This window comes from Pantoea sp. SYBGC1, from assembly GCF_057197005.1.
Genome location: NZ_JBXUNM010000006.1, coordinates 165,248 through 179,441, shown reverse-complemented (window position 1 = coordinate 179,441; position 14,194 = coordinate 165,248). Strand labels below are relative to the sequence as shown.

Sequence of the window (14,194 nt, the reverse complement as noted above, 5' to 3'; positions counted from 1 at the left end):
AACCGCACTATTTGTGATTTTTGTCACAATATGATGCGCCGTTTCGCACATTTATCCGGCACGGTGCTGCGTAAGCTTCAGCGGCAATGTTAATACAGAAGCCGCATCTGAGAATCTGTTCCTTTTACCCTGTAACCATCCGGCCATTATGACCAGGCTATAGTTACCTGATTGCGCACCTGCCAGCACGGAGAGAACCATGAAAACCACAGAAAATATGGCACAAGAATCGACCCCGGGTGGCTTCGCCTCAGCGGCGCAGCCCGCCGCCAGCAGCACAATCATTACCCAAAGCGATGCGATTCAGTGTGGCGAGACCTCTATTCCCAGCCAGGGTGAAAATCTGCCTGCCTGGTACGCACGACCTAAATCATTCAGCGGTACGCTGCCGGTGGTACTGGTGGTTCAGGAAATTTTTGGCGTACATGAGCATATCCGCGATCTGTGTCGCCGCCTGGCACTGGAGGGCTACCTCGCAGTGGCGCCGGAACTCTATTTCCGCGAAGGCGATCCGCAGGAGTATCACGATATCCCGACGCTGCTCAGCGAGCTGGTAAGCAAAGTGCCCGACAGCCAGGTGCTTGCCGATCTCGATCATGCGGCAAACTGGGCTGCACGGCACGATGGCGATATTCGACGTCTGGCGATTACCGGCTTCTGCTGGGGCGGGCGCATCAGCTGGCTGTTTGCCGCACACAATCCTCAGGTGCGTGCCGCAGCCGCGTGGTATGGCCGCCTGGAAGGGGAAAAAACGCTGAAGCAGCAGAAGCATCCGATTGATGTCGCTGTCGATCTCAACGCGCCGGTGCTCGGCCTGTATGGCGGGCAGGATGAGGGTATCCCGCTGGAGAGCATCGATAAAATGCGTCAGGCGCTGCATGCCGCCAATGCCAAAGCGGAAATTGTGGTCTATCCGGATGCCGGTCATGCGTTTAACGCTGATTATCGTCCGGGCTATCATGCGGAGTCGGCCCGGGATGCCTGGCAACGTATGCTGGCGTGGTTTAAACAGTATGGGGTAGCCCCCACCGCATAACGTTATCCGGGGCGCTGAGGCGCCCTTTTTCGTGCACGTTCTGCTTTTGACGCCCGCGTTTGCTGCCTCTGCGCGCGGCAGCCTCCCATTTAGCCATCCAGATGTTTACACCGCCACAATCTGCGGGTAGTGTATAGCTTACCGCGTCATCCGTTTTGTCCCGCTGTGAAGGATTCTCATGATCGAACTCAAACACCTGCGAACGCTGCAGGCGTTACACAACACCGGCTCGCTCGCCGCCGCTGCGGCGCAGCTGCACCAGACGCAGTCTGCGTTATCGCATCAGTTCAGCGATCTGGAGCAGCGCCTTGGCTTCCGGCTGTTTGTGCGTAAAAGCCAGCCGCTGCGCTTTACGCCGCAGGGTGAGATTTTACTGCAGCTGGCAGAGCAGGTACTGCCGCAGATCCAGCAGGCGCTGCAGGCGTGTCATGAGCCACAGCAGCAGGCTACGCTGCGCATCGCCATTGAATGCCACAGCTGTATTCAGTGGCTGACGCCTGCGCTGAATAACTTCCGCAAGAGCTGGCCGCAGGTGGTGATGGACTTTAAATCCGGCGTCACCTTTGATCCGCAGCCGGCGCTGCAGCAGGGCGAGCTTGATGTGGTACTGACCTCGGATATTCTGCCGCGCAGCGGGCTGTTTTATACGCCGATGTTTGATTTTGAGATGCGGCTGGTGCTGGCACCCGATCATCCGCTGGCGCAGCGCACGCATATTACGCCGCAGGATTTCGCTGATGAAGTTCTGATGATCTACCCGGTACAGCGCCAGCGGCTGGATGTCTGGCGTCACTTTCTGCAGCCCGCCGGCGTCAGCCCGGCGCTGAAAAGCGTGGACAATACGCTGCTGCTGATTCAGATGGTTTCGGCGCAGATGGGGATCGCCGCCCTGCCGCACTGGGTGGTTGAGAACTTTGAGAAGCAGGGGCTGGTCGTCACTAAAACGCTGGGCGACGGTCTCTGGAGCCGGCTCTACGCCGCCGTACGCGAAGGCGAACAGCGTCAGCCGGTGCTGGAAGCCTTTGTGCGTTTTGCCCGTCAGCACGCCTGTGATCACCTGCCGTTTGTGCGCGACGCTTCACAGCCGGGCGCGGTATTACCCGGCGCATCCTGATGGCCCGGCGCGGCGTGCGTGCGCCGCGCTGTTATCCCCGCCCCGCCTGCACTATAATGCGCCGCCTTTACTGCATACCCGGAGAGTTTCACCATGACTAATAACGATGTTCTGCGCAGCGTGCGCTATATGCTTGATCTGAGCGATAGCAAAGTGGTGGAGATTTTTGCCCTTGCGGGAAGCGATGTGCCGCTGGAGGATGTGCAGGCCTGGCTGAAAAAAGAGGATGACGCCGCGTTTCGCAAACTGCCTGATGTACTGATGGGTTATTTCCTCAACGGGCTGATCTACTACCGGCGCGGTAAAAGCGACGATGCGCCGGCGCCCTCTGTTGAACGTCGCATGAGCAATAACATCTTTCTGAAGAAGCTGCGTATCGCGTTTGCGCTGAAAACCACCGATATCCCCGACATCCTGCTGAAAGCCAACTTCAAGGTTTCACAGGGCGAAATCGGCGCTATCTTCCGCAACCCGGATCACAAGAACTACCGCGAATGTGGCGATCAAATCCTGCGTAATTTCCTGAAAGGGTTAACGCTGATTCAGCGTCCGGGAACGCCGGCGAAGAAAAGCTGATCGCATGGCGCAGCCTGCAGGCTGCGCCCGTCACGTGCTCAGGCGTGACGCCTGCCAGTCACCCAGCGTTTATGCACATAGAGTGAAGCGAAGATCACCGCAGCGCCCGCAATAAAGCTCGGCCAGTGTGGCTTCTCCTGCCAGATCGCCAGATTCACCAGCAGCCCCGCCGGAACATGCATATTGTTCATAATGCCCAGCGTGCCGGCATCCACCTGCGTGGCTCCGTAGTTCCACATAAAATAGCCCAGCCCGGATGCGGCAACGCCCAGCCATATCAGCACGCTCCACTGCAGCGTAGTCGTGGGCAGTTTCTGCGGATTGCCCCACAGCGACCAGGCCAGGGCGGCAATCAGCACCGCTCCGAGATAGAACCAGGAGAACGCCGTATGCTGCGGCATGGGCCGCGTCTCCTGCAGCCGTTTGTATCCCACCATGCCGACAGCAAAGCAGAGATTCGCCGCCTGCACCAGCAGCAGACCCAGCCAGAAATGATCGCTGACTTTGTCATAGCGAATAATGGCTGCCCCCGCTACCGCCAGCAGCGCGCTGAAGGCGTAGCCGATGCGCAAGGGACGCCGGCTCAGCAGGTCATAAATCAGCGTGATATAGAGCGGCGTCATCACCGTAAACAGCAGGAACTCAGATACGCTCAGGTAGAGATAGGCTTCAAAACTGAGCAGATACATAATGCCGAGCTGCAGCATTCCCACCAGCATATAGAGCAGCAGCGTTGATGCCCGGTAGCCGCGCCAGCGCAGAAACGGCAGAAAAACCAGCGCGGCCAGGCCCAGGCGCATCAGCACGGAAAACCAGCTATCAACCTGGCCGGCCAGATATTCGCCGATCAGACTAAAAGAAAAAGCCCACAATACAGTGGTGATAATAAGTAACAGCACGGTACACCATTTCCCGATAAACAGAGGCGCTAGTGTAATCAAACCCGCCTGCGTCAGCTGAATAATCTGGTTTACAACTGAATATATTTTACCCAATCGTGGCGAGCAGCTGGCGATCCGTGCTGGTCCGCTGTTACCTCCTGATACAGGCCCTGGTCAGAATGCGCATTAACACCGGCTTAAAACCTGGCAAAATGCGCGAAATCCAACATTTCCTGGTTTTTTTCGCTCCTGATTGTCATAAAACTGTAACATATGTGTCACACGTCACAGTAACGTGCAGCAACCATCTCTATTCTTTGCGCGATATGGAAACACCAGGTTTCCTTTACGCTTATGCGTATTTCTGCCCCAACCTGCTGGGAAATTCATAACTATTCTGCGCCCCGGAGGGCCACACTCATGCTGAGTATTTTCAAACCTGCACCGCATCGGCCTCAGGTCGCTGACGATCGTGTTGATCCGCTGTATCGCCGGCTGCGCTGGCAGATCTTCCTCGGGATCTTCTTTGGCTATGCCGCTTACTATCTGGTACGCAAAAACTTCGCGCTGGCGATGCCCTATCTGGTTGAACAGGGATTCTCGCGCGGTGATTTAGGGTTTGCCCTCTCCGGCATCTCTATTGCGTACGGCTTTTCCAAATTCATCATGGGGTCTGTTTCCGATCGCTCAAACCCGCGCGTTTTTCTGCCGGCGGGCCTGATTCTTGCCGCCTCGGTCATGCTGTTTATGGGCTTCGTGCCCTGGGCGACCTCCAGCATTATGGTGATGTTTGTTCTGCTGTTCCTGTGTGGCTGGTTCCAGGGAATGGGCTGGCCGCCGTGTGGCCGCACCATGGTGCACTGGTGGTCACAGAAAGAGCGCGGCGGCATCGTTTCCGTGTGGAACTGCGCGCATAACGTCGGAGGCGGTATCCCGCCGCTGCTGTTCCTGCTCGGTATGGCGTGGTTTAACGACTGGAAAGCGGCGCTCTATATGCCCGCGTTTGGCGCCATTCTGATCGCGCTGTTTGCATTTGCCATGATGCGCGATACGCCGCAATCGTGCGGCCTGCCGCCGATTGAAGCGTGGAAAAACGACTATCCACCTGATTACAGTGAGGATCATGAGCAGGAGCTGACCGCAAAGCAGATCTTTATGCAGTACATCCTGCCCAATAAGCTGCTGTGGTATATCGCGCTGGCAAACGTCTTTGTCTATCTGCTGCGCTACGGCATTCTCGACTGGTCGCCGACCTATCTGAAAGAGGTGAAACACTTTACGCTGGATAAATCCTCCTGGGCCTACTTCCTGTATGAGTATGCGGGCATTCCCGGTACGCTGCTGTGCGGCTGGATGTCAGACAAAGTGTTCAGAGGCAACCGCGGCGCGACCGGCGTGTTCTTTATGACGCTGGTGACAATCGCTACCGTAATCTACTGGCTTAACCCGCCGGGCAATCCGGGCATCGATATGCTCTGTATGATTGTGATTGGCTTTCTGATCTACGGCCCGGTGATGCTGATTGGCCTGCACGCGCTGGAGCTGGCACCGAAGAAAGCCGCCGGCACCGCAGCGGGCTTTACCGGCCTGTTCGGTTATCTGGGTGGCTCAGTAGCAGCCAGCGCTATTGTTGGCTATACCGTTGATTTCTTCGGCTGGGATGGCGGGTTTATGGTGATGATCGCCGGCTCGGTGCTGGCAGTGGTGCTGCTGCTGCTCACCATGATCAATGAACATAAGCATAAGAAACAGCTGGGATAAGCGAGGCGGGCCGGGAGAGACCGGCCCCTTTTTTTTACTCCAGAAAGAGTTTACGCAGCGTGTGCGGCACCGCATCGTCCGCATTGCTGCCAATGACCTCCAGCGACGGCAGCGTATCCTTCAGGCGCTGCTGACCGTTGTGCATAATGCACCCTTTACCGGCCATACTCAGCATCTCCACATCGTTCATGCCATCGCCGAATGCGATGCACGCTTTCAGCGAATGCCCCAGCTGTTTTGCCACAGCCTCCAGCGCGTGCCCTTTCGACACGCCGCCCGCCATCACTTCCAGACAGGTTGGCAGCGAGAAACTGACGTTAACGCGATCGCCCCAGCGCGCTTCAATCGCCTGCTCCAGCGGCAGCAGACTGGCCGGATCGCTGCAGGTGAAAAAGACCTTGCTGATGCCATCGGTGGGCAATATTCCCGGCTCATAGAGCTGATACATAAACTCTGACTCCTGAAAATAGTCCTGCTCATCGGGATGGTGACGGTTCATAAACCACTCATCATCGCGATAAACATGGGTCAGGATGTTTTCATCCTGATATTTCAGGGCGTAAAGCTCGCTGGCGATATCGCCGTCAAGATTGTGGCTGAAAATCAGCTCGCCTGAGGCGTTATGCACGCGCGCGCCGTTGGAGGTGATCATATACGCCGGAATGCCGAGCTTATCGCGCATCTGTCCCACGTCGATATGGTGGCGGCCGGTGGCAAAAACAAAATGGATATCACGCGCCACCAGCGCCTGCAGCGTGGTACGGGCAAACGGCGTCAGACGATGTTGCGGCGAGAGCAGCGTGCCATCCAGATCGGATGCAACGATGTGAAACATGGAAACCTCGGGTTGTAATAACGGAAATAACGTCAGCTGAGATGACGGGCAAAAAAATCCACGGTGGCATTGAGCGCTTCGGCGCGCATTGCATCTGATTCAAACAGAATCTCATGGCGCGCGCCTTCAATGACGCGCGGTGCGTTACCTTCACAGGGATGCCCGGCTGCTGCCAGCGCCTGGCAGAAGAGATCCTGTGAACGGTTGTCCACCACATCATCTTCATTCGCCTGCAGCAGCAGCAGCGGCGTGGTGATATTTGCTGCCTGACGCATGATATTGCGTCCGGCCTGCACGCCTTCACGCACCCAGTGATAGGTCGGACCGCCGACGCGAATAGCCGGATCGTCAGCATAAAAGCGCAGATTGCGTCGATAGCGCTCGCGGCTGTGCGTCAGGCGGTTAATGCCAAACGGATGCGCGCGCCAGCGCCCGGTGCCAAGGGCATATCCGTCGCGCAGCGCTGGCCGCTTCTCTGCCCAGTCAAGAATACGGTGCGCCAGAAAGGGCGGCAGCGGCAGCACAATGCCAAACATAGGTGCGCATAGCACCGCCGCATGAAAGGCCCGCGGCTGCCGGGCCAGAAACAGCGCGACAATGGCACCGCCCATTGAGTGAGCCAGTACATAGCGCTGCTGATAATGCTGGCTGACAATCTCTTTCAGGTAGAGGGTCTCCAGATCGTCAACATAGTCGCTGAACTCCACCACGTGGCCGCGGTGCGAATCTGCCAGCAGCCGCTCAGAGCGCCCCTGCCCGCGATGGTCAATAATCACCACATCGTAGCCGCAGTGAAACAGGTCATATGCCAGCTCGGGGTATTTGATATAGCTTTCAATACGCCCCGGCACAATCAGGATCACGCGCGTGTGGTGTGGCGCAGTAAAACGTACATAGCGCAGAGTAAGATTGCCCGTGCCGGTGAACTCACACTCTTCCCGCTGCCGCCAGAAGTCGAGCAGCGGACCGGTAGCAAACGCCGCAAAAGCGCGTTCGCGTCTGAGCCAGCTCTCTTTATGGTGCTGCATCTGCCCCTCCCGGAGAGTTCAATCCGCCCTGCTGGTATGCCATAGCGCAGCGCAATTTTCTGGCGTATTGTGTCATACTTCGCTCGCTTCAGGGAATGTCATGCATGACTACAGAATGGTGGTTAACCTACCTGCTTACCACAACCATCCTCAGCCTTTCGCCAGGCTCGGGCGCTATCAATACCATGAGCACCGGTATCAGCCACGGCTATCGCGGTGCGGCTGTATCGATCACCGGCTTACAGCTCGGACTGGCGGTGCATATTGTGCTGGTGGGGGCCGGACTCGGCGCGCTATTTTCACAGTCGCTGCTGGCGTTTGAGATCCTGAAATGGGCCGGCGCCGCCTATCTGATCTGGCTGGGTATTCAGCAGTGGCGCGCCGCTGGCAGCCTCGACCTGAACGCCGTTGCCAAAGCGATGCCGCGCCGGCACCTGTTTCAGCGCGCGCTGCTGGTTAACCTGACCAACCCTAAAAGCATCGTGTTTCTTGCCGCGCTGTTTCCGCAGTTTATTCTGCCCCATCAGCCGCAGCTGATGCAGTATCTGATCCTCGGCGTGACCACGATTGTGGTCGATATCATTGTAATGATTGGCTACGCCACGCTGGCGACGCGCATTGCGGGCTGGATCAAAGGTCCGAGACAGATGAAGCTGCTGAACCGCATTTTTGGCGGATTGTTTATGGCGGTCGGTGCGCTGTTAGCCAGCGCGCGTAAAATAGCGTGATAAACGGCCGGGTGTGCAGTCAGCCACACCCGGCGCAGCGTCGCCGTTTCAGGCGACCAGACCTAGCGCGAAATAATCAGGTGAATGCCAAAACCGGCAAACAGCACGCCCGCCATGCCATCCACCCACTTTGCCATACGCTGATACTTCTCGCGCATCCACGGCAGAGCAAAGATAGCGGCCACCAGCGCAAACCATGCAAAGGTTTCCGTAATAATCAGCAGGAATAGCCCCCAGCGCGTCGCAGCACCGACATCATTGCCGACAAACAGCGAAAAGACGCTGCCAAAATAGATAATAGCTTTGGGATTGGACAGGTTTGTCAGCAGCCCTTTCAGAAAGCTCATGCCGCGCTTCGGCAGCTCTACCGCGGGTGCATCACTCTGCGGTTGCTTATGGCGCTGACGCGCCGAACGCAGCAGCTGCCAGCCCATCCACAGCAGATAAAGCCCGCCGCCCACCATGATAATTTCATGCAGCCACGCCATTTTGGCCAGCAGCAGGTGCAGACCCATCAGCGCTACGCCCGCCCAGATAACAATGCCCAGCGTAATGCCCAGCACGCCCATCATCGCCTCTTTACGCGAGCGGCTGGCCGCAGTTTGCGACACAAAAAAGAAGTCAGGGCCGGGGCTCATCAGCGCAACCAGGTGCACCAGCGCGACGGTAGCAAACAATATCAGCATGCGTTTAGTCCTTTATTCGTCATTATCAAGATGTTCCCGGATCATCAGCAGGAACGGCTTACCAAAGCGCTCCAGCTTGCGATGCCCGACGCCGTTTACGCTCAGCATATCTGATGCGCTGACCGGCAACTGCTCCGCCATTTCAATCAGCGTGGCGTCATTAAACACTACGTAAGGCGGAATATTCTCTTCATCTGCTATCGCCTTGCGCAGCTTACGCAGCTTGGCAAACAGCTTGCGATCGTAGTTGCCGCCGTACACTTTTGGTGCACTGCTGCGGCTTTTCGCCGTTACGGTGCGCGGTACCGCAAGCATCAGCGGTATTTCAGCGCGCAGCACCGGACGCGCAGCCTCGGTGAGCTGCAGTGCAGAGTGCATGGCGATATTTTGTGTCACCATGCCGAGGTGAATGAGCTGACGCAGTACGCTGATCCAGTGCTCCAGGCTCTGCTCGCGCCCCAGGCCATAGATCGGCAGTTTGTCGTGGCCGTTATCGCGTATACGCTGGCTGGCTGAGCCGCGCAAGACTTCCACAATGTAGCTCATACCAAAACGCTGGCCGGTACGGTAAATGCACGACAGTGCTTTCTGCCCGTCGACCAGCCCGTCATAGCGGCGGGGAGGATCGAGGCAGATATCGCAGTTGCCGCAGGGCTGCTGACGCCCTTCACCAAAGTAGTTCAGCAGTACCAGACGCCGGCAGGTTTGCGCTTCCGCAAACGCGCCCATCGCATTGAGCTTGTGACGCTCGATATCCTGCAGCGGCCCCGGAACTTTCTCCTCCAGGCATTTGCGCAGCCAGACCATATCCGCCGGATCGTAAAGCATCATCGCTTCAGCAGGCAGGCCGTCACGTCCGGCGCGGCCGGTTTCCTGATAGTAAGATTCGATGTTGCGCGGGATATCAAAATGCACCACAAAGCGTACGTTGGGTTTGTTGATCCCCATGCCAAACGCCACGGTAGCGACCACAATCTGCAGATCGTCGCGCTGAAACGCCTCCTGCACATGCGCACGCTGTGCGCTGTCGATGCCAGCGTGATAGGCGCCCACGCTCAGACCGCGGCTCTGGAGACGCGCGGCGGTATCTTCCACTTTTGCCCGGCTGTTACAGTAAATAATGCCGCTTTTGCCGCGCTGCTCCTGCACATAGCGCAGCAGCTGGTCGGTGGGCTTGAACTTCTCCACCAGGGTATAGCGAATGTTAGGACGATCAAAGCTGCTGACCTGAATCAGCGGATCGCGCATCTGCAGCAAATGAACAATGTCGTTACGCGTGGTTTCATCGGCCGTGGCGGTCAGCGCCATCACCGGCAGCTGCGGAAAGCGCTGCCTCAGCTGCCCGAGCGCGCCATACTCCGGCCGGAAGTCATGCCCCCACTGCGAAATACAGTGCGCTTCATCAACGGCCAGCATCACCGGATTCCAGTGCTGCAACCCCTCGAGAAAGTTGTCCATCATCAGCCGTTCCGGAGCGATGTAGAGCAGTTTGAGCTTCCCGGTGCGGCAATCGGCAAAAACCTGCTGCTGCTGTTCGCGCGTCTGCGTCGAGTTGAGGCACGCCGCCGCCACGCCGTTGGCCAGCAGCTGATCAACCTGATCTTTCATCAGTGAAATCAGCGGGGAGACCACCAGCGTCAGCCCGTCCTGTACCAGCGCCGGGATCTGATAACAGATCGATTTGCCGCCGCCGGTCGGCATGACGACCAGACAGTCGCGCCCCGAGAGCGCTGACTCGATAATGGATTGCTGACCCGGACGAAACTGCTGATAGCCGAAAGTGTCATGTAACACCTGCTGCGCCAGCGTTTCCTGATTGTGCACTGCCGAAATTGCCACGGTAATCCTGTTTTTCTGATTAGAACAGATCGTTAAGCGTTACGCCCACGCCTAAACGGGTCTGACGGTGGTTATAGTCGATAAGCGATTCGCCATAGCCGCTGAACAGCTGCGTATAAAAGCGAACGTGTTCAGTGAGAGGATAGCTCCAGGCGAAGGTTGCGCCGCCGTAGCCGCTGTTCCAGTTATAGTTGCCTTCCACGCTGAAAATGCTGTCGCCCATCATATAGCCGAGCTTCGCGCGGTAATAACCCATGTATTTGGTCATGTCCGGGTTATCGTCATTGCTGGCGCTTTCCGGCAGACGATACCAGGGTTTGATCTCCGCAAGGAAGTTGCCGTTTTCTGCCATCAGGCGGGCGTAAAGGCGGTTCCAGCTGCGGGAAGTGGGATCGCTGCGGCCATTGGACTGATGATTAACGCCCAGCTCCACATCGCGAAGCGTCCAGCCTGCCAGCGAGTAGTCCGTTGCCCAGCCCAGAAACAGCTGCGGCTCATAGTTTGTTTCGCGGAAGGGTGACGACGCGCCGCGATTCGACAGCTGCCACCATGAACGCTGAGTATACGAGGCGGCCAGTACTGAGTTATCACCTAAAATGCCGCGCCACAGCGGAAACGCCAGGCTGAGCTGGAATTTTACTTCATCTTTTTTCGCTTTGTCTGCCCAGTTGTAAGAGGAAATCGCCTCTTTATTCATGTCGCTGGTGTAGGTGTAAAGCAGGTAGTTGTTTTCATAGGGGTAAAGCACAAACGGATTGTCATGCTTTTCCAGCAGATTTGCGATCACGCTCCCCTTCACCGCAGGTGCGTCGTGAATATTTTTAATCGTGGCTTCATCTGCCTGCGCCAGTGCAGGAACGGTTAATGCCGCGGCCAGCATGACGTATTGCTTACGCATAGTGTTCTCCAGTGCGCTGCGTGGGAAGGTTTTCAGGGCGGTGGTACAAAAAGCAGGCCATTCTACACGCAAAGCGGGACGTTGATCAGCGCCGATTTCTGAAACTGGAAAGCAGCGCGGGAGCAGCATAATATACACAACTTCTTAACATCTTAAGGCCGTAACTATGTCATCTCCGATGCTGACTCAGCAGGACGCGCGCCAGCTGATTGGTGAAATTTTTGTTTATCATATGCCGTTTAATCAGGCGCTGGGCCTGGAGCTGGAACACCTTGATGCTGATACGATCCGGCTGGCATTTGCCAATAAAACCATGCTGGTAGGCAACGCCGCACAGCAGATCCTGCATGGCGGCGTGATTGCTTCAGTACTGGATGTTACCGCCGGGCTGGTCTGCGTCAGCCATGCGCTGACGCGGCAGGAGAGCATCAGCGAAGAGGAGCTGCGGCAGCGGCTGGCGCGAATGGGCACTATCGATCTGCGGGTTGATTATCTGCGCCCGGGCCGCGGTGAGCGTTTTATCGCTACCGGCACACTGCTGCGTGCCGGCAATAAAGTCGCCGTGGCGCGCGTTGAACTGCATAACGAGCAGCACGATTATATCGCTACGGCCACCGCCACCTACCTGATTGGTTAACCCACGCAGCGCAACCGGTGCGCCGCCTTATGGACAATACAATGGACAGTCAGCAAACGCGGCAGGGCATTTTTTATGCGCTCGGCGCTTATTTTATCTGGGGCGTTGCTCCGGCCTACTTCAAACTGGTCAGGGCAGTACCGCCCGCCGAAATCATGACCCACCGGGTGATCTGGTCCGTGCTCTTTATGCTGATCCTGATCACGCTGAGCCGCAGCTGGAAGCAGGTGCGTCAGGTGGCCGCTCAGCCGAAAAAAGTTCTGCTGCTGGCGCTGACCGCCGTCACCGTCGGCGGCAACTGGCTGCTGTTTATCTGGGCGGTCAATAATCAGCATATGCTGGAGGCGAGCCTCGGCTACTTTATCAATCCGCTGATTAATGTGGTGTTGGGTATGCTGTTTCTGCGTGAGCGCTTTCGCCGTCTGCAGTGGCTGGCGGTTGTGCTGGCGGCGGCGGGCGTACTGGTGCAGCTGTGGCAGTTTGGCTCGCTGCCGGTGATTGCGCTGGGGCTGGCGCTGAGCTTTGCGCTGTATGGCCTGGTGCGGAAAAAGATCCAGGTTGATGCACAAAGCGGCATGCTGATCGAGACGCTGTGGCTGCTCCCGCTGGCGGCGATCTATCTGTTTGGTATTGCCGACAGCGCGACCAGTCATCTCAGCGCCAATCCGCTCAGCCTCAATCTGATGCTGGTGGCCGCCGGCGTGCTGACCACCATTCCACTGATGCTGTTTGCCGCAGCCTGCGCGCGTCTGCGTCTCTCAACCGTGGGCTTTTTCCAGTATCTTGGCCCGACGCTGATGTTCCTGCTGGCGGTACTATTTTATGGCGAGCGCCTCACCCCCGATAAGCTGGTCACCTTTGGCTTTATCTGGCTGGCGCTGGCGGTGTTTATTTTTGACGCCGTACTCTTCTCAGCCCGCACGCGGATGCGCAAAGCGTGAGATAAAGCGCGCCAGTGCCGGGCCGGTGAGCAGAATGGTAAACAGACGCAGCGTCTGCAGCGCCATCACAAACGCCATATCGACCCGGCTGCCGGCTGCGATAATAGCGACGGTATCCAGCCCGCCCGGGCTGGTAGCCAGATAGGCAGTCATCAGGTCAATATGCAGTACCCGTGTCAGCATCCATGCCAGCGCCGCACACAGCACCATCAGCCCGAGGATTGAGGCGAGCATCTGCGGCAGCGTCCGCAGCGCCAGCAGGAAAATCGGGCGCGTAAAGCGCAGTCCGACGCTCCAGCCAATCAGCGCATAGGCCAGCGCCAGCATCCACTCCGGCACCTGCAACGTTGCGATTTCGCTCCCCTGCAGCGTGGCACCAATCAGCGCCGGCAGCAGCAGCGCACCGGAGGGGATCCGCAGGCGCTGCCCGAGCCAGGCACCGGCAATCATTACCACCAGCGTCAGCAAAAAACCGTAATCAAGCGCCGGAAACCAGATCACCCCGGTCGCACCGCCGCTGGTATCCAGACCAATACGCGCCACTACCGCCGCCGCCGTGGCGACGAACAGCACGCGCAGATACTGCATAAACGCGACCAGACGCACGTCAGCCCCGAAATCCCCTGCCATCGCCACCATCGCCGAGGCGCCGCCGGGCGACGATCCCCAGGCACCGGTAGGCCCTGGCAGGTTACTGAAGCGCACCAGCAGAAAACCTGAGAGACCGCTGGCGGCCAGCGTGAGGATCAGTACCGCCAGCACGACCGGCCAGTCGTTTAATAATGGGGTCAGTATGGCGGGCGACAGGCTCTGAGCGATCATGCAGCCCAGCACCGCCTGCGCCAGAATAAACAGCCGTTTATCGATACGCAGCGTTGCGCCGCTGAGTCCCATCACGGTTCCGGTAATCATCGGGCCAAGCAGCAGCGCAGCGGGCAAGTGAAGCAGCTGGAGAGCAACGCCCAGCGTCAGCGACGCAATCACCAGCAGCATCCATTGTAAGCGGAGAGAGTAGTGTGACATGAGCAGAATCAGACAAAGATAAGAGTTCAACAGGTTACGCAGGTTGCGCCCCCGGAGCCAGCGCAAATCGTTTTTTAATCAGCAGGCGGGTGCGATGTTTGACCAGGGCGCCATGAATGGCGTCATCAGGCGCGTGCGGTATTCAACCAGGGCGCCATGAATGGCGTCATCAGACGGGTGCGATATTCGGCCAGGGCGCCATGAATGGCGC

14 protein-coding genes are annotated in these 14,194 nt (G+C 57.7%); 7 read left to right on the top strand and 7 right to left on the bottom strand.

Features of this window, described 5'->3' with window-relative positions; all coding sequences use genetic code 11:
* Positions 1 to 199: 199 nt before the first annotated feature.
* The 3 genes from AC2CF9_RS12505 to AC2CF9_RS12495 all read left to right on the top strand — a co-directional run bounded on the left by AC2CF9_RS12505 (position 200) and on the right by AC2CF9_RS12495 (position 2,726).
* Positions 200 to 1,036: a dienelactone hydrolase family protein gene (locus AC2CF9_RS12505; protein ID WP_484557150.1), complete on the top strand. Its 837-nt coding sequence runs from the start codon at positions 200 to 202 to the stop codon at positions 1,034 to 1,036.
* A gap of 178 nt (positions 1,037 to 1,214) precedes the next feature.
* Entirely contained in the window at positions 1,215 to 2,150 is a 936-nt protein-coding gene (gene metR / locus AC2CF9_RS12500; protein ID WP_039381784.1) for an HTH-type transcriptional regulator MetR, read from the top strand.
* Positions 2,151 to 2,243: 93 nt separating this feature from the next.
* Positions 2,244 to 2,726, top strand: a complete 483-nt coding sequence (locus tag AC2CF9_RS12495) for a YehS family protein (protein ID WP_071668203.1) — start codon at positions 2,244 to 2,246, stop codon at positions 2,724 to 2,726.
* Between the two features lie 38 nt (positions 2,727 to 2,764).
* Here the strand turns inward: AC2CF9_RS12495 and AC2CF9_RS12490 are convergent, their stop codons facing one another.
* Entirely contained in the window at positions 2,765 to 3,625 is an 861-nt protein-coding gene (locus AC2CF9_RS12490; protein ID WP_484557149.1) for a carboxylate/amino acid/amine transporter, read from the bottom strand.
* A 402-nt stretch (positions 3,626 to 4,027) separates the two neighbouring features.
* Between AC2CF9_RS12490 and glpT the strand changes: the two genes are divergently transcribed.
* Positions 4,028 to 5,368: a glycerol-3-phosphate transporter gene (glpT, locus tag AC2CF9_RS12485; protein ID WP_071668204.1), complete on the top strand. Its 1,341-nt coding sequence runs from the start codon at positions 4,028 to 4,030 to the stop codon at positions 5,366 to 5,368.
* Between the two features lie 34 nt (positions 5,369 to 5,402).
* Here glpT and yigL read toward each other — a convergent pair whose 3' ends face one another.
* Entirely contained in the window at positions 5,403 to 6,203 is an 801-nt protein-coding gene (gene yigL, locus AC2CF9_RS12480) for a sugar/pyridoxal phosphate phosphatase YigL (RefSeq protein WP_150017883.1), read from the bottom strand.
* A 32-nt stretch (positions 6,204 to 6,235) separates the two neighbouring features.
* Positions 6,236 to 7,231 carry a lysophospholipase L2 gene (gene pldB, locus AC2CF9_RS12475; RefSeq protein WP_484557148.1) on the bottom strand — a complete coding sequence of 332 codons (996 nt, stop codon included), beginning with the start codon at positions 7,229 to 7,231 and terminating at the stop codon, positions 6,236 to 6,238.
* A gap of 104 nt (positions 7,232 to 7,335) precedes the next feature.
* On the opposite strand from pldB, the gene rhtB reads away from it, so the two are divergent.
* On the top strand, positions 7,336 to 7,959 hold the full coding sequence (gene rhtB / locus AC2CF9_RS12470) for a homoserine/homoserine lactone efflux protein (RefSeq protein ID WP_094111154.1): 624 nt from the start codon (positions 7,336 to 7,338) through the stop codon (positions 7,957 to 7,959).
* Between the two features lie 62 nt (positions 7,960 to 8,021).
* On the opposite strand, the gene rhtC is transcribed toward rhtB, so the two are convergent.
* From rhtC to pldA, 3 genes are read right to left on the bottom strand one after another with little or no spacing between them, the layout of a single operon-like run.
* Positions 8,022 to 8,645 (bottom strand): threonine export protein RhtC, encoded by a 624-nt coding sequence (gene rhtC, locus AC2CF9_RS12465; protein ID WP_484557147.1) that lies wholly within the window; start codon positions 8,643 to 8,645, stop codon positions 8,022 to 8,024.
* A 12-nt stretch (positions 8,646 to 8,657) separates the two neighbouring features.
* Positions 8,658 to 10,484 (bottom strand): ATP-dependent DNA helicase RecQ, encoded by a 1,827-nt coding sequence (recQ, locus tag AC2CF9_RS12460; protein WP_039381770.1) that lies wholly within the window; start codon positions 10,482 to 10,484, stop codon positions 8,658 to 8,660.
* Positions 10,485 to 10,503: 19 nt separating this feature from the next.
* Complete coding sequence (pldA, locus tag AC2CF9_RS12455) at positions 10,504 to 11,382, bottom strand: phospholipase A (protein ID WP_484557146.1); 879 nt, start codon at positions 11,380 to 11,382, stop codon at positions 10,504 to 10,506.
* Between the two features lie 166 nt (positions 11,383 to 11,548).
* Between pldA and AC2CF9_RS12450 the strand changes: the two genes are divergently transcribed.
* Together AC2CF9_RS12450 and rarD are read left to right on the top strand one after the other, a co-directional pair.
* A complete protein-coding gene (locus AC2CF9_RS12450) occupies positions 11,549 to 12,019 on the top strand; it encodes a thioesterase family protein (RefSeq protein ID WP_150017880.1) in 471 nt (156 codons plus the stop codon).
* A 41-nt stretch (positions 12,020 to 12,060) separates the two neighbouring features.
* On the top strand, positions 12,061 to 12,960 hold the full coding sequence (gene rarD / locus AC2CF9_RS12445; protein ID WP_484557145.1) for an EamA family transporter RarD: 900 nt from the start codon (positions 12,061 to 12,063) through the stop codon (positions 12,958 to 12,960).
* Here the strand turns inward: rarD and AC2CF9_RS12440 are convergent.
* Positions 12,931 to 13,983: an AbrB family transcriptional regulator gene (locus AC2CF9_RS12440; protein WP_484557144.1), complete on the bottom strand. Its 1,053-nt coding sequence runs from the start codon at positions 13,981 to 13,983 to the stop codon at positions 12,931 to 12,933. The genes rarD and AC2CF9_RS12440 overlap by 30 nt on opposite strands.
* Positions 13,984 to 14,194 lie beyond the last annotated feature (211 nt).